The sequence below is a fragment of the Biformimicrobium ophioploci genome, from assembly GCF_030270605.1.
In the GTDB taxonomy this organism is placed as follows: Bacteria; Pseudomonadota; Gammaproteobacteria; order Pseudomonadales; family Cellvibrionaceae; genus Biformimicrobium; species Biformimicrobium ophioploci.
This window is the reverse complement of the sequence record NZ_BSYJ01000001.1, coordinates 300,327-317,931: the sequence shown is the minus strand read 5'-3', so window position 1 is coordinate 317,931 and position 17,605 is coordinate 300,327. Positions and strand designations below refer to the sequence as shown.

The following is a 17,605-nucleotide window of genomic DNA, read 5'->3' as shown; positions in this document are numbered from 1 at the left end:
GTTACATTAGCAGCCATGCAGCAATCCGGGCCGGCGCGATAGGCGCCGGCAGCCAAACAAGGGGCAGAACATGAAATTGATTACCGCAGTGGTAAAACCCTTCAAGCTGGACGACGTGCGCACTGCACTGTCCGAAGTGGGTGTACAGGGCATGACCGTGACCGAAGTTAAGGGTTTTGGTCGCCAGAAAGGTCACACCGAACTCTATCGCGGCGCCGAGTACGTGGTGGACTTCCTGCCGAAGGTCAAGCTGGAGCTGGCCGTGGACGACAGCATGGTCGACATCGCGGTGGAGGCCATCACCAAGGCCGCGCAGACCGGCAAGATCGGTGACGGCAAGATCTTTATCACCAGTCTGGAAGAAGTGATCCGGATCCGCACAGCGGAAACTGGCGCGGAAGCCGTCTGATGACTTTGGGATGCCGGCTCGCCGGCATCCCTTTCCTCCTTCCGGCTCGCAACCTGCAAGCCACACCGGGAACCCCGGTCAAAAGTCGCGGGACCCGCCAGACAAGTTAGATTGTACGCCAGTATCGTACCGGTGCGGCGCGTGACTCGCTCGCAACCTCTCCCCTTTAGACCTATATATTTATCGCCTGTCCGTGCAGATCCAGGGGGCAACCTTTTTGTGCGCGGCAAGGCCTGATTACAGGCGGTAGGTCGACCACGCCGCCTGTGTAACAGGGGTTGAGGCGCAGCGGCAGTTTGCTGTGCCGGAGTTACGAGGTACAGGTCATGGCAGAAGAGATCTATTCAAACGGTTCTGGTAAGGCGGCAGCCGGGCGCGGCAAGGGGCGCGCCCCGAAGCAAGACAGCAAACTCGAGGACCTGGGTGAGGAGCGAAGTATCAGCTCGCGCCTGCGTGCAAGGGAGCGCCTTACGGATGATGTCGAATCGTTTCTGGCATCCGGCGGGACTATCAGCGAGATAGACCCGAATGTGACTGCCGACCCGCCGCGCAAGCCGCAGCCAAAATACGGCAGCCGGCCTATCTGATCCTGCTGGTGAAGGCCAGGTTACCGGTTCCGGTAACCTGGCTGCTCCCTCCCGAATTATTCTTCGTCTTGTTCCCTGGTATCGGTCGCCCGCGGGTGGGCCTTGTCGTAAACACTGGCGAGGTGCTGGAAATCCAGGTGTGTGTAAATCTGGGTGGTGCCGATGTCGGCATGCCCCAGCAATTCCTGTACCGCACGCAGGTCGCCGCTGGATTCCAGCATGTGGCTGGCAAATGAATGGCGCAGCATGTGCGGGTGCACGTGCTGGCCATTGCCGGCGACCTGTGCGAGCCGGCTCACGCGTTTCTGTATCGCGCGCGCACTCAGCGGCTGGCCCCTGGTCGAAGTGAAGATGAAATCATCGTCTGTCGTCGGCCCCTGTTCCCGCCAGCGGGCCAGTGCCTCGCGTGCGTGGCGTCCGACGGGTACCACGCGCTCCTTGTTGCCCTTGCCTGTCACCCTGAGCAGGCTGCCGCCCTCGTCCAGGTCCTGCCAGCGGCATTGCACCAGTTCGGAAAGACGCAACCCGGAACTGTAAAAGAGTTCCGCCATGGCGCGGTCCCTGACACCGAGCAGGTCATCATCGGCGGACTCGACAAAACTGGTCGCGGCATCGACGTCCAGCAGTTTTGGCAGGCGCCGCTCGCCCTTGGGGGTGCGCAGGTCGCGGGCGGGATTGAACGGCAGGCGGTACTCGTGCAGGGAAAATTCGAACAGGCCGCGCACCGCGGCAAGCCAGCGCTGCAGGGTCTTGGGCTTCTGCCCGCGGCGGTGCAGGCCAGCCAGCCAGCTGCGCAGTTGTTTTTCATCGATATCGCGCAGTGCGCTGACCTGGTCCTGGTCGGCAAGGCGTTGCAGTTTACCCAGGTCGCGGCGGTAAGCTGCCAGCGTGTGTGCCGAATGGCGTCCGCCGCGCTCCAGCGATAGCAGGAATGCTTCAATGGCTTCCGCGAGGCCCGGGCCGGCCATGTCAGCGCGCCAGTTGCGGCAGGACCTTCTGCAGGACCTCTGCGATATAGCTCAGGAACATGGTGTCGAGGCTGGAGCGGTAGTGGTCGGGCGCAGGGTTGCCGATGGCGAGAATGCCCAGTTCGTCCGCGAGCGGCACCACCGCGGCAGAGGCCACTTCACTGGCGTCTTCGCCAAACAGGAACTGTTTTTCCTCGTCGCGCAGCGTGCCGCAGAAAGTGCGCCCGGTGCGCAGCAGGCCGCCAATGTTCTCCTCCGCACGGGCGAGGGAGCAGCGCCTGGCCGGCGCCGCCCGGTCCGAACCCTTGAACAGGTACAGGCTGGTGTGGGCCACACCGAAATCCTCACGGAAGCTGCGGTACAGCGCGGCGGTCACCGCGGCGACGGAATCCGCATCCAGCAGTTGCAGCACCAGGGTGCGGGTGTGGTGAAAGAGCTGATCATTGCTGCGCGCGGTTTCCAGCAGCTGGTCGAGGCGCTGGCGCATGGAGACATTGCGCTCGCGCAGCAGTTTGACCTGGTGCGCGAGCAGGCTCACGGTCTTGCCGTTCTCCTGCGGGATCTGGATGGTGTCCAGCAGCTCCAGGTTGTCGAGAAAGAATTGCGGGTTGTTGCGCAGGTAGCGGCTGACCTGCCGGGCCACCAGGTCTTTTTCCCGTCCGTCATCGCGCGCCGCAGGTACCGTTTGTTCTTCTAATGTTTGTTCGGTCATGTTCTAGAGATTGATGTGGCCGTGGAAAATTTTGGTTGCCGGTCCGGTCATGGTAACCGGCTGGCCGGGCTCCTGCCAGTGTATGGTCAGGTCGCCACCGGGCAGGGATACCCGCACTTCCGGATCCACCAGCTCGCGCAGGCGCATGGCCACTACCGCGGCGCAGGCGCCGGTGCCACAGGCACGGGTCTCGCCGGCACCGCGCTCGTAGACCCGCAGGCGGATATGTTTGCGGGATACCACCTCGGCGAAACCGGCGTTGGCTTTCTGCGGGAAACGCGGGTGTGACTCGACCGCGGGCCCGAGGGTTTCCACCGGCGCGCTATCGATATCGTCAACCTGCAGTACCGCATGCGGGTTGCCCATGGATACCGCGCTCACTTGCAGCGTCTGGCCGCCGACTTGCAGCGGGTAGGTGACAGACTCGCTGTCTGCTTCGAATGGAATCACTGCAGGCGCCAGGCGCGGCACGCCCATGTCGACCTGCACCTGGCCGTCGTCGCGCACGGAAAGCTGCATGGTTTCACTGCTGGTTTCCACGCGAATGACATCCTTGGCGGTGAGGCGCTGGTCGCGAACGAAGCGGGCAAAACAGCGTGCACCGTTGCCGCAGTTCTCCACTTCACTACCGTCGGCGTTGTATATCCGATAGCGAAAGTCGATATCGGGTTTGCGCGGGGCTTCCACCAGCAGGATCTGGTCGCAGCCGATACCGGTGTGGCGGTCTGAAACTTCGCGAATTTTTTCCGGGGTCAGGGCGATCCGCTGGCTGATACCGTCGAGCATGACGAAGTCGTTGCCGAGTCCGTGCATCTTGGTGAACTTGAGCCGCATTGCGGGTGCCTCTGTAACAAAACCTGCAGGACAGATTGCCGCAAAACGCCCCGCTTGCACAGGGCAAATTTCGCGGCGTCTGATCAGGCAGCGGCGGTCAGGGCAGGGGCTGCTCGCCCCGCACCAGGTCCTCGAAACTCTCTCGCGGGCGCACCACGTGCACCGCATTGCCGTCCACCAGGATTTCAACCGCGCGTGGGCGCGAATTGTAGTTCGAGCTCATGGTGAAACCGTAGGCGCCGGCGGACAGCATCGCCAGTAGCTGGCCCTGCTCCAGTGCCAGCTCGCGGTTCTTGCCCAGGAAGTCACCGGTCTCGCACACCGGGCCAACGATATCCCAAAGCTCCGGCTGGCCGTGGCCGGGCACCAGCGGCACTATGTCCTGCCACGCCTGGTATAGCGCAGGGCGCAGGTTGTCGTTCATGGCGGCGTCGACAATGGCAAAGTTGTGGGCCTCGGTGCGCTTGAGGAACTCGACTTTCGTCAACAGGACGCCGGCGTTGGCGACGATGGAGCGCCCCGGCTCCAGCACCAGCTGCAGGCCGCGTGCGCTGATCTTGTCGCGCACCGCGGCGACCAGGTCGCCGATCGCCGGTGGGTTCTCGCTGCGGTAGCGCACGCCCAGGCCGCCGCCGAGGTCGATGTGCTTGAGATTGATGCCGGATTCGGCCAGTGCATCCACCAGCAGCAGTACCCGGTCCAGTGCATCGAGGAACGGCGCCAACTCGGTCAGCTGGGACCCGATATGGCAGTCCACGCCAATCACCTGCAGGTGCGGGGAAGCCGCCGCACTGGCATACACCTCGGGTGCCTGATCGATGGCAACGCCGAACTTGTTTTCCTTGAGGCCTGTGGAGATGTAGGGGTGGGTCTGGGCATCGACGTCCGGGTTTACCCGCAGGGAAACCGGCGCGACCACGCCGCAGCTCTCCGCCACGTGCGCCAGGCGCTCCAGTTCTGCTGCAGATTCCACATTGAAGCAGTGCACGCCCACTTCCAGCGCGCGCTGCATTTCCGCTGCGGTCTTGCCAACGCCGGAAAAGACGATGCGGGACGGGTCGCCACCGGCCGCCAGCACCCGCTCCAGCTCACCGCCGGATACGATATCGAAGCCGGCACCCAGTCGTGCCAGCAGATTGAGCACCGCCAGGTTGCTGTTGGCCTTGACCGCATAGCAGATCAGGCCGGGCTGGTCTGCCAGCGCGCTGGCATACTCCTTGTACTGGCGCTCGATATGCGCGCGGCTGTAGACAAAGGCGGGCGTGCCATGTTCCGCCGCTATTTGCTGTAGCGGCACCTCTTCGGCGTAGAGCTCGCCATCCCTGTAGCTAAAATCTGTCATTATTTCGGCGGTGCGTCCTGTGCGTCTTCGTCCCGGTTTTCGTCAGTGGCGGGCGCTGGCTCGGCCACGTCCTGCGGCAGGTACAGCGGTCCTTTCTGGCCGCAGCCCGCTGTGGCGAGGAGTGCGAAAATCAGTGCTGCGCCAGCCAGTGTGCGACTGGCCTGGGATGCCTTGGGGAGGGGTCCCTGCATAACAAAATCCGGTGTGGGGCCTATGGGCAAAAGAGGTGCTAGTATAGCCACGCCCAGCACAGGGCAAAAGCGACGCCCGTGCAAAACGGAAGTAAATCTATGGCAAATGCATCATTGGCTTTTGAGGAGCGGATCGAGCACACCCTTTCCGCAGTGGAAGAGGCGATCGACGACAGCGGCCTCGATATCGATTACGAGCGCAGCGCTTCGGTGCTGACCCTGGAGCTGGAAGAAAACGGCACCCAGGTGATTTTGTCGCGCCAGAGCGGCGCGCAGGAGCTGTGGGTCGCCGCGCGTTCCGGCGGCTATCACCTGGCGATGGACGGGGACGGCTGGCTATGCCGCAAGACCGGCGAGGCGCTGCCGGTACTGCTGGACCGGGTCCTGACGGAACAGTCCAGCGAGCCGGTCACCCTGTCACTCTGATTCGGTGCGGGCACCGGCTTGACCGGTCCACACCCACCCGGATCAGGCCTGTTCCGGGATGGCGGCCGGGGTGGTGCGTGCCAGCGCCCACTCCTCTTCGGACATCTCCGCCTCGATGCCCTCGAACAGCGGCGTACTCAGGTAGCGCTCGCCGGTATCCGGCAGCATGCACAGGATATTGCTGCCCGCCGGAGCCTTTTCCGCCACTTCCAGCGCGGTGGCGCAGGTGCCGCCTGCGCTGATGCCCACGAATATGCCTTCCTGTTGCGCCAGCATGCGCGAGCACTCGATTGCGCGCTGGCCGCTGACGGTCAGTAACTCGTCGAAATTGTGCGCGTCCACTACATCCTTGGTGAGCTTGGGGATAAAGTCCGGGGTCCAGCCCTGGATCGGGTGCGGGGTGAAGGCCGGGTGGGTGCCCGCCGGGGTGCCATCGGGATTGCGCTTCTGCTCGATGCCGCTGCTGAGCAGGCTGGCGATATCCGGCTCGCTCACCACGATGCGGGTGTTGGGGCTCTTCTCGCGCAGCACGCGCGATACGCCCTTCAGGGTGCCGCCGGTGCCATAGCCGGTCACCCAGTAATCGAGGCCGATATCGGCGAAGTCTGCAAGGATCTCCGGCGCGGTGGTGCGGGAATGGAAGTCGGCGTTGGCCTCGTTCTCAAACTGGCGGGTCTGGAACCAGCCGTGCTTTTCCGCCAGCTCCCGGGCCTTCTCCACCATGCCGCTACCCTTGAGCGCTGCCGGGGTCAGTACCACCCTGGCGCCGAGGAAGCGCATCAGCTTGCGCCGCTCCACGCTGAAACTCTCTGACATGGTGATGACCAGTGGGTAGCCTTTCTGCGCGCAGACCATGGCGAGGCCGATGCCGGTGTTGCCACTGGTGGCCTCGACGATGGTCTGGCCGGGCTTGAGCGCGCCACTTTTCTCGGCGTGCTCGATCACGCCGAGGGCGAGCCTGTCCTTGACCGACCCCAGCGGGTTGAACGCCTCGATCTTGGCGTACAGGTTAACGTGGGTCGGGGCCAGCTTGTTCAGCCTGACCACCGGGGTATTGCCAATGGTGCCGAGGATATTTTCGTAACGGGCCACAATGCATCTCCTTTGCCTGTTCTTATTGGGTGCCTGTCGGGCCCCGCATGCGCGGAGTCGGCCAGCGCCTTTGTTGTTAGTGCCTCTCTTTTAGCAGGTTTCGCGCCCGCTCGCACGCAGCCAGTACCTGGGCCGGTGCCGTGCCGCCAATATGATTACGCGCCGCGACCGAGCCTTCCAGCGTCAGGACGTCAAAAACATCCGGCTCGATCGTATCTGAGAACTGGCGCAGCTCGTCGAGGCTCATTTCAGAGAGGTCACGGCCCTCGGCCACGCCGAAGGCGACGGATTTGCCTACCACCTCGTGCGCATCGCGGAACGGCATGCCCTTGCGCACCAGGTAATCAGCCAGGTCGGTGGCAGTGGAGAAGCCGCGTCTCGCCGCCTCGTACATGACCTCGCGCCGCGGCTTGAGGGCCGGGGCCATGTCGGCGAACGCACGCAGGCAGTCGCGCACAGTGTCGACTGCGTCGAACAACGGCTCCTTGTCTTCCTGGTTGTCCTTGTTGTAGGCCAGTGGCTGGCTCTTCATCAGGGTCAGCAGTGAAATCAGGTGACCGTTGACCCGGCCAGTCTTGCCGCGCACCAGCTCGGGCACGTCCGGGTTCTTTTTCTGCGGCATGATGGAGGAGCCGGTGCAGAAGCGGTCCGGCAGCTCGATAAAGTTGAACTGCGAGGACGTCCACAGCACCAGCTCCTCGCTGGCCCGTGACAGGTGGGTCAGCAGCAGCGCGGCAAAGGCGCAGAATTCGATGGCGAAGTCGCGGTCACTGACGGAATCCAGCGAATTCTCGGTGGGGGCGCTGAAACCCAGCAGCTCGGCGGAGCGGGCACGGTCGATGGGGTAGGTGGTACCGGCCAGCGCCGCGGCGCCCAGCGGCGAGCGGTTAACGCGCTTGCGGCAGTCCATCAGGCGCTCGTAATCGCGCTGCAGCATTTCATTCCAGGCCAGCAGGTGGTGGCCAAAGGTCACCGGCTGTGCTGCCTGCAGATGGGTGAAGCCCGGCATGATGGTGTCGGATTCCTTTGCTGCCAGCTCCACCAGCCCGGACTGCAGCCGGGTCAGCTCGGCGCCGATGGCGTCGATCTGGCCGCGCAGCCACAGCCGAATATCGGTCGCCACCTGGTCGTTACGGGAGCGGCCGGTGTGCAGCTTCTTGCCCACGGTACCGATGCGATCGGTCAGACGGGCCTCGATATTCATGTGCACGTCTTCGAGGGCCACGGACCACTCCAGTTTGCCGGCGCGAACCTCCTCGGCAATGGCATTGAGGCCGTCGCGGATGGCCTCGAATTCCGCGGTTTCCAGGACGCCGGATTCTGACAGCATCTGTGCGTGCGCCAGCGAGCCCTGAATATCCTCGAGTGCCATGCGCTGGTCAAAGGTGACGGAGGCGGTGAAGCGCTCGACGAAGGCGTCGGTGGCTTCGGAAAAACGTCCACCCCAGAGTTTGGCGGCCGGGTTGGCCTGATTTTGGGAATCCTTGCTCATGAAGTCCTTTCTGCTGAAATACGGCTTAAACGGCTGCGGCCCCGCAGTCGGCACGGGGCCTGCACGGGTGCGCGGTAAGTGGTATCGTCAGGTATAAAACGGCAGCCGGGTGCGGCCGCAATAACAGATACCTGCATATAAAATGCACAATAAGAAAACGCCATGACAGATACATCGGAGCGGGCGCAAAGCACCGGCGACATGGCGCGGCGGGATAAACCCCAGCGCGGCATTATAACGGACGGCACCCCGGATGCCATGCCGTTCCTGCCGGACCTGTGCAGCGTCTATTCCATCCTGTTCCTGCTATTGCTCGGCGAGTTGCTGGCACTGGTGCTGGTGCTTGCCGGCTCGGGCCTGTACCCATTCGACTGGACCCGTCTGGGCCTGGTGTCACTTTCCATCCAGTGGATCGTACTGCCGTCGGCGGCGGTGTTGTGCCAGCTGCGGCCGCGGCTGGCGAGGATGCAGCCGCGCCATGCCGGGATCGTCGCTTACCTGGTGGTGCTGGCAGTGATTGCGGTGGTGTTGCTGCTACAGGTGCGCTGGATGGGGCATCTGGACCTGGGCCAGGCCGCCGGGGATTTCCTTGTCGGTGCCATCTGTGCCGGCATCGTGTTGCGTTACGCCTACCTGCAGCAGCAACTGGCCAACCAGCAGCGCGCGGAAATGGACTCGCGCTGGCAGGCGCTACAGTCCCGCATTCGCCCGCACTTCCTGTTCAACAGCATGAACAGCCTGGCCAGCCTGATTGCGGTGGATCCGCCCCGTGCCGAACGGATGGTGCTGGACCTCTCCGCGCTGTTTCGTGCGAGTCTGGCCGAACCGCGGCTGGTGCCGGTCCAGCAGGAGCTGGCACTGGCGAGGCGCTACCTGGATATCGAAGCCCTGCGCCTCGGTGCGCGCCTGAAAACGGACTGGCGGATCGGCGACTTCCCTGCCGAAGCGTGCATGCCCTCCATGCTGTTGCAGCCGCTGCTGGAGAACGCCATCGTGCATGGCGTGGCGCGTTGTCGCCGGGGTGGTGAGATAGTGATTGCGTTGCATACCAGTGGCACCGGTAACGGAGCCAGGCTGTGCCTGAGTGTCACCAACCCCCTGCCGGAAAGCCTGTCGCCGAGTGAAGGCAATGGCATGGCCACGGAGAATATCCGCCTGCGACTGGCGGCGCTCTATGGCCGGCACTTTGTCTTTGAGGCCCGGCCCGAGGCCGGCCATTTCAATATGCGCCTGGAGATGCCGCTGACGGCCGGGGCAGTGGAGGCAGCTTGGAGCGAACCCGTTACCGGCAAAAGGGAGCAGACGGTTTGAAGCAGTTGGGTGTACTGATTGTCGACGACGAGCCGCTCGCACGCGCGCGCCTCGCACGCATGCTGGAACAGGTGGAAGGGGTCGAGTTGCTGGGGGAGGCCGGGGATGCCGAGCAGGCGTCTGTGTTGATCGAGCGCCTCACGCCCGACCTGGTGTTGCTGGATATTGAGATGCCCGGGCGCAGCGGCCTGGAGCTGGGTGCGGAAATTGCCACGATGGCGCTGCCGCCGGCGCTGGTGTTCTGCACTGCCCACGATGAATTCGCGCTACCGGCATTTTCGACCAATGCCGCGGGTTACCTGCTCAAGCCGGTGGAAGCAGAACAGTTGCATGCGGTTATCGCACGCGCCCGTCGCGCCACCCGCGCACAGGCGGGCATTGCAGCCGATAACCCAGCGCGGCAGGGTCGCGGCCAGCTGCGCGTGACCACCGCGCGGGGCATGAGCCTGTTGCCGGTAGAGCGGGTGCGCTGCTTTCTAGCGGACTCCAAGTATGTAACCGCTTACCACGACCGGGGCGAGAGTGTGCTGGATGAGTCGCTCAAGGACCTTGAGCGTGAATTTGGTGATCGCTTCCTGCGCGTACATCGCAATGCGCTGGTGGCCACCGAGCATATCGCGGGGCTGGAGAAGGACCCGGCGGGCCAGCTTGCGGTGGTGTTGTCCGGGGTTTCGGTGCGGCCACAGGTCAGCCGTCGCCTCGCAGCGACAGTGCGCGACTTTGTCGATGAGTTGGCGAGCTCGCCGGCGTAGCCCGCCTTTTCCTCAGGAGCTGCTCACCGGATCAGCACCGGCTTGCGGCAGGTGGCGACTGCGTCGGTAAAGTACGCTGCCGAGTACCACCCAGATCAGCACCATGACCCACTCATAGGGCCAGATCAGAGCCGACGGACTGCCGGGCAGGAAGATCAGGACAATACCCACTGAAAGCCACAGCGCGAGCCGGCCCACCAGTTGCCCGTGCGGCACCCGGAAGGGGCGCTCCAGCTCCGGCTCGGTGCGGCGCAGCTTCAGGAATGCGGCGCACACGAAGATAAAGCTGATCATCACGGCGAAGCTGCCGGTATCCACCAGCCAGATCAGGATGGTCTTGCCGAAGAAGGGCGCGACCACACACAGGCTGCAAAGCATCCAGATGGCCGCATAGGGTGTGTGGTAGCGCGGGTGTAGCCTGGCAAAAATAGGCGGTAGCATGCCGGAGCGGGCCAGCGCGTAAATCACGCGGCTACCGCCAACGATAAACGCATTCCAGCTGGTCAGCATGCCCGCGATGCCGGCAGCCACCATCAGGTCGCCGGCCCAGCCGGCACCAAATACCCGCTCATTCGCCACCGCCGTGCCCATGGTGATGCCGTATTCACCCGGTTCCAGCGCCAGCGCAACACACAAGGTGATCAGGCCGTACCATGCCACCGCCATGGCGACCGAGATGACCAGCCATTTGCCAATCTCGCGCCGCGGCAGGTTGATCTCCTCCGCGGACTGCGGGATCACATCAAAGCCGACCAGCAACGCCGGCACCATGATCAAGACGCTCATGACCCCGGCGGCGCCGTTAATAAAAAACGGCTCCGCACCGCTGCTGCTGCCACCGAGGCTGCGCACAAAAAAGCTGATCCCCACCAGCAGGAAGGCGAGGGTGATATAGCCCTGCAACGCGGCGGCGATCTTGATACCGCGCACGTTGATCCAGCAAACCAGCAGGCTCGCGCTGATGCCGATAATAACCAGTGACAGGTGCACCTCGGCTCCGGCAATTGTCCACAGGTAACCCTTTGCGATGCCGGGGAAAAGGTACTCGATAGCCGTGGGCAGCGCCGTCGCTTCGAACATGGGCACCGTGGTGTAGGCCATGATCAGCGCCCAGGTGCAGATAAACGAGATGCCGGGGCCGAAGGCCCGGTGTGTGTAGACATGCTCGCCACCGGCGCGGGGCATGGCGGAGGCCAGCTCGGCATAGGTCAGGGAAATCAGCAGGATCGCCAGGCCACCGATGGCGAATGCCAGCAGGGTTCCGACGCTGCCCGCGCGCTGCAGCCACACGCCGCTCATCAATACCCAGCTCCAGCCGATCATGGCACCGAACGCGAGCGTGATGACCTCCTTGCGCGACAGTACCTTTGCGAATCCGTTCGACATGGCAATGCTCTCCTGAAAGTAATTTATTCCGTTTCCCCGGCGAGGATGGTGCGCTCGACCCGCAGGGTATGCCACTGCTGTGGGTCAACCTGCAGCGGGTTGCGGTCGAGGATGACCAGGTCCGCCAGTTTGCCCGGCTCAATGCTGCCAAGCCGGTCGTCCAGCCCCAGCTGGTAGGCGCCATTGATGGTCATGGCGTGCAGGGCCTGCAGTGGCGAGAGGGCTTCCGCTGCGCCCAGGATTTCGCCGCTGCGGGTTTTACGGGTGATCGCCGTTTGCATCAGGCTGAACGGGTCCGGGGGAAACATCGGGCTGTCCGCGTGCAGGGTGGGTCGCATGCCCAGCTCAAACGCACTGCGCAGCGGCAATAGCTGTTCCGCACGCGCCGCGCCAAGCAGGTCATTGCGCAGTGCTTCGCCGTAGTAATACAGGTGGTTGATATGAAAACTGGGGGTGATGCCCAGAGCGGCAAGTTCAGGCAGCAGCGTTTTATCCAGATAGACGCCGTGTTCGATGCGGTGCCGTCGGTTGCGGAATGCCTGCTTGCCCGCGTCGTCGAGTCCATCGTAGAGCCCGGACAATAACCCCAGCAGTTCGCGGCCGGCCCGGTCGCCCTGGCTGTGCACGGCGAACTGCCAGTCGTTGCGATTATGGCTGGCAAGTGCACGGGCCAGTGCTGCCGGCGGGATCACGGCCTCACCGTGACTGCCGTGCGGGATGCCGAGACTCTCGGAAAGGGCTGTGTCGAGGTAGGGCGCTTCCAACAGCATGGTGCCGCTGTAGGGGGAGCCGTCATACCAGTACTTGGCGCCAAGTATGCGAAAGAAATCATTGTCGCGCTGGGGCGTTGTCGGAAGCGCTTCAATATTATCGCCGCGGATGTAGAAGAACTGGCGCAGGCGCGGACTGACGCCATCGAGCGCGGCCCAGCGCGCCAGCATCGCCGGGAGGTTGTAACCGAGCGACGCGACACTGGTGTAGCCCTGTGCGCGCAGCTGGTCCAGGGTGGATTCATAGGCGGGCAGGATGCGCCAGAAGCGCTTGTGCTGCTCGACGAATGGGCCGATCGCGTCTTTCTCCACCAGCATGCCATTGAGGCGGCCGCTCTCATCGCGACCGAAGAAAGAGCCGTTGCCCGGGTCCTCGACCGATTCATCGATGCCGATGGCACGCAGCGCGGCGGAATTGACCCAGGCGGTGTGCATGCTCTGCGTCACCAGAAACACCGGGTTGTGTGGTGCAATCCGGTCCAGGAAATCCCGGTCGGGCATTTTCAGGTCCGGAACCAGTACCGGGTCCAGCCCCATGCCGTAAATCCAGTCACCGGGCTGCGCCTTCTCAATGGCGTCTTCCAGGGTGCGCCAGACCGATGCGTTGGAGCTGTGGCTGAACCCGGAGAGATCGATAAAGCTTGAGAACACCGCGCTGATCGCAGGGTGTTCGTGCGCGGCGACAAAGCCCGGCAGTACCGCGCGGCCCTCCAGTGGAATGACCTCGGTATGCGGGCCGGCCAGCGCGAGCATGTCCGCATCGCTGCCGGTTGCGAAAATTCTGTCGCCCTGCAGCGCGACTGCGCTGGCGATGTCATTGTTGGGTGACAGGGTGATGACATCACCGCCTACCAGCACCCTGTCTGCCGCAGGCTTTTCTGCACATCCGGCAAACAGAAGGGTGGCGATCAATGCGCCGGCGCAGCGAGCGAGGTTTGGAAACGGCATGTTGTTTATATTTTTATTGTGATCGGACCAATATCGCAGAGCAGTATTTCAGGGTCAAACCGGTACTGTGCGGGGACCAAACTGAGGGCGAAAAAAAACCCCGCAGAGCGGGGTTTTTTGGGGGTCTACAGTTTCTTATTGAAAGCTGTAGTTGAAGCCCAGGTAGTAGGAACGACCGTAGGTGTCGTACATACCGGAACCACCACCGATACCGCTCAGACCAGCCGGCGGGGCGGTGTCTTCGAGGTTGTTCACACCACCGTAAACTTCCAGTGCGTTACCGAACATGTCGAGCATGTAGCGGGCCTGCAGGTCGTTGTAACGCATGGTGCCGGTGCTGTAGACATCGCGCGATTCCTTGCCGTCGAGGAAGTCGATAGTCAGCATGCTACCGATGTACTCGTGGCGCCAGTTCAGGGAGAAATCACCCAGGCGGTAGGTGACGTTGGAAACCCAGTTGGATTCCGGATCACCCAGCTCGCCATCGATGCGGTCCGCACTGGTCGGGTCGTCCTGGAAGGAGTAATCGTCGCGCTCCAGCAGGCGAGTGCCGATGACGGAAACGGTCAGGTCACCCCAGGCGTTTTCGGTACCGAAAGTCGGTACGTCGAAGTTGTAGCGCAGCTCGTAGTCGATACCGCGTGCGGTCAGGCTGGCGGCGTTCAGCGCGCTGGATGTTACAGAGGTCAGCTGGCCATCTGCGCCGCGAGTCTGGTTACCACAGAAGGCGTTGTTGATGGAAGCACCGTCCACGCACTTGTCCAGAATGGTCTGGCCAGAGTAGTAGGAGATTGCATCCTCAACTTCCATGTCCCAGTAGTCCACGGTAATGGTCAGGCCTTCCACCCAGCGAGGGGTGAAGACGGCACCGATCGTCTCGGTCATACCGGTTTCCACGTCGAGGTTGACGTTACCGCCGCTGAAGCCCGCCAGGGTTACGCCATTCAGGGTGGAGAGGAAGGTATCCGGGTCCAGGCCCAGGGCGCGACAGTTGGCAGCACGCAGTGCCGGATCCGGTGCATACTGGATTTCACGGGAGTCACACGGGTCGGTAACGCTGAAGAAGTTTTGGCCGAGCGGTGCAAACAGTTCGTCGATGTTCGGCGCGCGAACCGCTTCGGAAGCCGTAGCGCGGATGCGCAGATCTTCGGTCACTGTCCAGTCCAGACCCGTTTTCCAGGCACTGGTCCGACCTACGGTGGAGTAATCGGAAACTCGGTAGGCTGTGTCGAAGGTCAGGTCTTGCACGCCGGGCAGGTCAGCCAGCAGCGGTACAGAGGCTTCGACGAACGCTTCAGACACGTCATACTCGCCGTCGGTCGGTGCCAGCGCGTTCATAAAGGTTTCGCCGTTCTTGATGATTTCATCATAATCCACGGCACTCTGCTCTTCGCGGTATTCGAGGCCACCGGCAACCTGCAGTGCGCCGGCCGGCAGTTCGATGACTGCACCGCTGATAGAGGAAGACCAGACCAGCTGGCTCATCTCTTCGGTGGAACCGGTATTCTGCAGCATCACCCAGTCAACAGCTTCCTGGGAAGACTGGCCAAAACCGAACAGGTTGAGCGGCTGGCAGCCCGCAGCGCGCGCATCGGCGTCGGCACAGACGATCTCACCCGTAGCGGGATCGACAACGGCATCGATGGCCTGATTAAAACGCTCATTCCAGCGGTTGTTGCTGTAGTCAACGGTGGCGTCATACTGGCCGTAAACGAGACTGGTCTCGTAGTTCCAGGAGCTGCCCAGATCGCCTTTCACGCCCAGTACATAGCGCTGGGTTTCGCGATCCGCGACGTTGCCGCGGTAACCCAGGTCGGTATGCATACGGTACATGCCAAAAATCGGCATGCCTTCGGCTACCAGCTGGTCGCGCAGGACCGGGTCCAGGAAGGGGTTGTCGACACTAAAGATGTTCAGGCCGAAAGATGCCTGGCCGAAAGACCGGGCTTCGTTCTGCACATACTTCGCTTCCGCAAACACACGCGTGGAGTCATTGATGTCGAAGTGGCCCTTGGCGAAGAAGTTGACGTCTTCCATCTCCGGGTACATCTGGTTCTGACCGACCCACTGGTATCCGTCGCCACCGCTACAGCGCGGGCGGCTGTCACACTGGGTGCCGAAGTCCATGGCCTTGGCGGTACCGTCAGCGTTAAAGGTTACGAAGTTGGAGGGTCCAACTCCGAGCCAGGCCGCAGGCCAGATAACGCCGGTTTCGTTCAGGATCGGCGCCGAGTAGTTGTTCACCTGGATACGATCCGGGATGCCATCATCCGGGCCGGTATTCTCAGGGTTGAACAGGAAGCCCTTGCCGTCGGTGATCCAGTCGCGCTCGTAGCCATAGACTTCGTCGGTCTGGGTGGTTTGCACGCTGACGGCGACATTAGCGCGCTCATCGAAGAAGTTGCGGCCCCAGGTCACGCTGAGCTCGGTGGCATCACCACCACCATTGTCGGTCGCGCTGGAGTAGGTGGAAACCTTGGTGCCTTCAAAGTCATCTTTGGTGATGAAGTTGACTACACCAGTTACCGCGTCAGCACCGTATACCGCAGATGCACCGCCTGTAATCACGTCAACCCGCTCGAGCAGGTCTTCCGGAATGGTATTCACGTTTACGGAGGAGGTGCCGATGCTGGCAGCGATGTGCCGGCGGCCGTCCTGCAGCACCAGGGTGCGCGCAGTGCCCATGCCGCGAAGGTCGAGCAGGTTGAGGCCTACGGTGCCGATAAAGCGACCGGAGTTGTTGCCTGAAAAGGTGGAGCGCAGTGCGGGCAGGTCGTTCAGGAAGTCACCCAGGTTGAGGTTACCGCTGAGATCGATATCTTCTGCGGTAACCGTGGTCACTGGGGTCGGGCTAATGGCGCCCTCACGGATGATGCGGGAACCGGTGACAACCACCTCTTCTACATCTTCGTCGGTAATCTTGGCAGCTTCAGCTTCTTCTGCTGCGTCTTGCGCGTAAAGTGCGGATGACAGCCCCAGGGCAGCGAGGCCGATCACGACGGATAATGGTTTTTTCTTGATCATTGTTGTTCCCCCGAACAAAAGTCGATCGTTTTTATTTCTTGGTGTTACAACCTGTGACGCATAAATCATCTAGAACTGAGCAAGAAAAAGCAAGAGGTATTGGTGCGTTCGTCTCATTCGGATGATTGTTCTGTGGATAGTCGGACAGGTGCGTGAGTGGCAGGCTTCGGGCAAAAAAAGCCCCGCAATGCGGGGCTCTGTTCGGAGGGGTGGATCAGCGGAAGATCGAGGGGCTCTTTTCTTCCTCTTTCTCGATGCTGAGGCCCGCCGTGGCATTGTCGAGGTACTCGGCGTCGGACTCGGACTTGAGCTTGATCATCAGGCGCAGGTCGTTGGCGGAGTCTGCGTGGGTGAGGGCATCCTCGTAGGTGATCTCGCCGCGGTCGTAGAGCTCGTACAGGGCCTGGTCGAAGGTCTGCATGCCCTGTTCGCCGGAGCGGGTCATCAGTTCCTTCATCTTGTGTACCTCGCCCTTGCGGATCAGGTCCGACATCAGCGGGGTGTTGATCATGATTTCCAGGCACGCACGGCGCCCCTCGCCGTCCGGCGTGGGCACCAATTGCTGGGCCACCATCGCCTTGAGGTTGAGGGACAGGTCCATCCACAGCTGCTGGTGGCGGTCCGCCGGGAAGAAGTGAATGATCCGGTCCAGCGCCTGGTTGGCGTTGTTGGCGTGCAGGGTACACAGGCACAGGTGGCCGGTCTCCGCGAAGGCGATTGCGTGTTCCATGGTCTCGCGGGTCCGCACCTCACCAATCAGGATCACGTCCGGCGCCTGACGCAGGGTGTTTTTCAGGGCCACCTCGAAGGACTCGGTATCCAGGCCCACCTCACGCTGGGTCACGATGCAGCCCTTGTGCTGGTGCACGAATTCGATCGGGTCCTCGATGGAGATGATATGACCCTTGGAGTTCTCGTTGCGGTGCCCGACCATGGAGGCCAGCGAGGTGGACTTACCGGTACCGGTCGCACCCACGAAGATCACCAGGCCGCGCTTGGTCATGGCCAGGTCCTTGACCACTTCCGGCAGGCCGAGGCCGTCGATGGTGGGGATATTGGTCTCGATGCGACGCAGCACCATGCCCACCAGGTTGCGCTGGAAGAAAGCGGATACACGGAAGCGGCCGATATTGCGCGCGGCAATGGCGAAGTTGAGTTCCTTCTTGGCCACGAACTCCTTGCGCTGCTTTTCGTTCATCACCCCGATGACCATCTCGCGCGCCTGCTCCGGTGACAGAGCGGTATTGGTGACCGGCACCACGCGCCCGTGCAGCTTGATCGACGGCGGTACACCGGCGGTGATAAACAGGTCCGAAGCGCCTTTTTCGAATACCAGTTGTAGCAGTCGTTCGATTTCCATA

At 62.4% G+C, this 17,605-nt stretch carries 16 protein-coding genes; 5 read left to right on the top strand and 11 right to left on the bottom strand.

What is annotated here, in order from left to right; all coding sequences use genetic code 11:
* The first annotated feature begins 70 nt into the window (after positions 1 to 70).
* Both QSJ80_RS01375 and QSJ80_RS01370 read left to right on the top strand, forming a co-directional pair.
* The gene (locus QSJ80_RS01375) at positions 71 to 409 is read left to right on the top strand and encodes a P-II family nitrogen regulator (RefSeq protein ID WP_285762473.1); all 339 of its coding nucleotides are present in this window, start codon (positions 71 to 73) and stop codon (positions 407 to 409) included.
* A 326-nt stretch (positions 410 to 735) separates the two neighbouring features.
* Positions 736 to 996, top strand: coding sequence for a hypothetical protein (locus QSJ80_RS01370; RefSeq protein ID WP_285762472.1), 261 nt, complete (start codon positions 736 to 738; stop codon positions 994 to 996).
* 56 nt (positions 997 to 1,052) lie between these two features.
* Here the strand turns inward: QSJ80_RS01370 and QSJ80_RS01365 are convergent, their stop codons facing one another.
* The 5 genes from QSJ80_RS01365 to lptM form a co-directional block, all read right to left on the bottom strand.
* Positions 1,053 to 1,964 (bottom strand): tyrosine recombinase XerC, encoded by a 912-nt coding sequence (locus tag QSJ80_RS01365; protein WP_285762471.1) that lies wholly within the window; start codon positions 1,962 to 1,964, stop codon positions 1,053 to 1,055.
* Position 1,965: 1 nt separating this feature from the next.
* Positions 1,966 to 2,676, bottom strand: a complete 711-nt coding sequence (locus tag QSJ80_RS01360) for a DUF484 family protein (RefSeq protein WP_285762470.1) — start codon at positions 2,674 to 2,676, stop codon at positions 1,966 to 1,968.
* 3 nt (positions 2,677 to 2,679) lie between these two features.
* On the bottom strand, positions 2,680 to 3,510 hold the full coding sequence (dapF, locus tag QSJ80_RS01355; protein ID WP_285762469.1) for a diaminopimelate epimerase: 831 nt from the start codon (positions 3,508 to 3,510) through the stop codon (positions 2,680 to 2,682).
* A gap of 97 nt (positions 3,511 to 3,607) precedes the next feature.
* Positions 3,608 to 4,852: a diaminopimelate decarboxylase gene (gene lysA / locus QSJ80_RS01350; RefSeq protein ID WP_285762468.1), complete on the bottom strand. Its 1,245-nt coding sequence runs from the start codon at positions 4,850 to 4,852 to the stop codon at positions 3,608 to 3,610.
* Entirely contained in the window at positions 4,852 to 5,043 is a 192-nt protein-coding gene (gene lptM / locus QSJ80_RS15645) for an LPS translocon maturation chaperone LptM (protein WP_285762467.1), read from the bottom strand. The genes lysA and lptM overlap by 1 nt, the downstream gene beginning before the upstream one ends.
* A gap of 99 nt (positions 5,044 to 5,142) precedes the next feature.
* Here lptM and cyaY point away from each other — a divergent pair, with 99 nt between their 5' ends.
* Complete coding sequence (cyaY, locus tag QSJ80_RS01340) at positions 5,143 to 5,469, top strand: iron donor protein CyaY (protein ID WP_285762466.1); 327 nt, start codon at positions 5,143 to 5,145, stop codon at positions 5,467 to 5,469.
* Positions 5,470 to 5,511: 42 nt separating this feature from the next.
* Here the strand turns inward: cyaY and cysK are convergent, their stop codons facing one another.
* Entirely contained in the window at positions 5,512 to 6,564 is a 1,053-nt protein-coding gene (gene cysK / locus QSJ80_RS01335; protein WP_285762884.1) for a cysteine synthase A, read from the bottom strand.
* A gap of 73 nt (positions 6,565 to 6,637) precedes the next feature.
* The gene (gene argH, locus QSJ80_RS01330) at positions 6,638 to 8,053 is read right to left on the bottom strand and encodes an argininosuccinate lyase (RefSeq protein ID WP_285762465.1); all 1,416 of its coding nucleotides are present in this window, start codon (positions 8,051 to 8,053) and stop codon (positions 6,638 to 6,640) included.
* A 162-nt stretch (positions 8,054 to 8,215) separates the two neighbouring features.
* On the opposite strand from argH, the gene QSJ80_RS01325 reads away from it, so the two are divergent.
* Both QSJ80_RS01325 and QSJ80_RS01320 read left to right on the top strand, forming a co-directional pair.
* Positions 8,216 to 9,364, top strand: a complete 1,149-nt coding sequence (locus QSJ80_RS01325; RefSeq protein WP_285762464.1) for a sensor histidine kinase — start codon at positions 8,216 to 8,218, stop codon at positions 9,362 to 9,364.
* Positions 9,361 to 10,116 (top strand): LytR/AlgR family response regulator transcription factor, encoded by a 756-nt coding sequence (locus QSJ80_RS01320; RefSeq protein WP_285762463.1) that lies wholly within the window; start codon positions 9,361 to 9,363, stop codon positions 10,114 to 10,116. The genes QSJ80_RS01325 and QSJ80_RS01320 overlap by 4 nt, the downstream gene beginning before the upstream one ends.
* A 12-nt stretch (positions 10,117 to 10,128) precedes the next feature.
* Here QSJ80_RS01320 and QSJ80_RS01315 read toward each other — a convergent pair whose 3' ends face one another.
* From QSJ80_RS01315 to QSJ80_RS01300, 4 genes are all read right to left on the bottom strand, one after another.
* Positions 10,129 to 11,502, bottom strand: a complete 1,374-nt coding sequence (locus QSJ80_RS01315) for an APC family permease (protein ID WP_285762462.1) — start codon at positions 11,500 to 11,502, stop codon at positions 10,129 to 10,131.
* A 23-nt stretch (positions 11,503 to 11,525) separates the two neighbouring features.
* A complete protein-coding gene (locus QSJ80_RS01310; protein ID WP_285762461.1) occupies positions 11,526 to 13,220 on the bottom strand; it encodes an amidohydrolase in 1,695 nt (564 codons plus the stop codon).
* Between the two features lie 135 nt (positions 13,221 to 13,355).
* Positions 13,356 to 16,244, bottom strand: coding sequence for a TonB-dependent receptor plug domain-containing protein (locus QSJ80_RS01305; RefSeq protein ID WP_285762460.1), 2,889 nt, complete (start codon positions 16,242 to 16,244; stop codon positions 13,356 to 13,358).
* 214 nt (positions 16,245 to 16,458) lie between these two features.
* On the bottom strand, positions 16,459 to 17,604 hold the full coding sequence (locus QSJ80_RS01300; RefSeq protein ID WP_285762459.1) for a PilT/PilU family type 4a pilus ATPase: 1,146 nt from the start codon (positions 17,602 to 17,604) through the stop codon (positions 16,459 to 16,461).
* Position 17,605 lies beyond the last annotated feature (1 nt).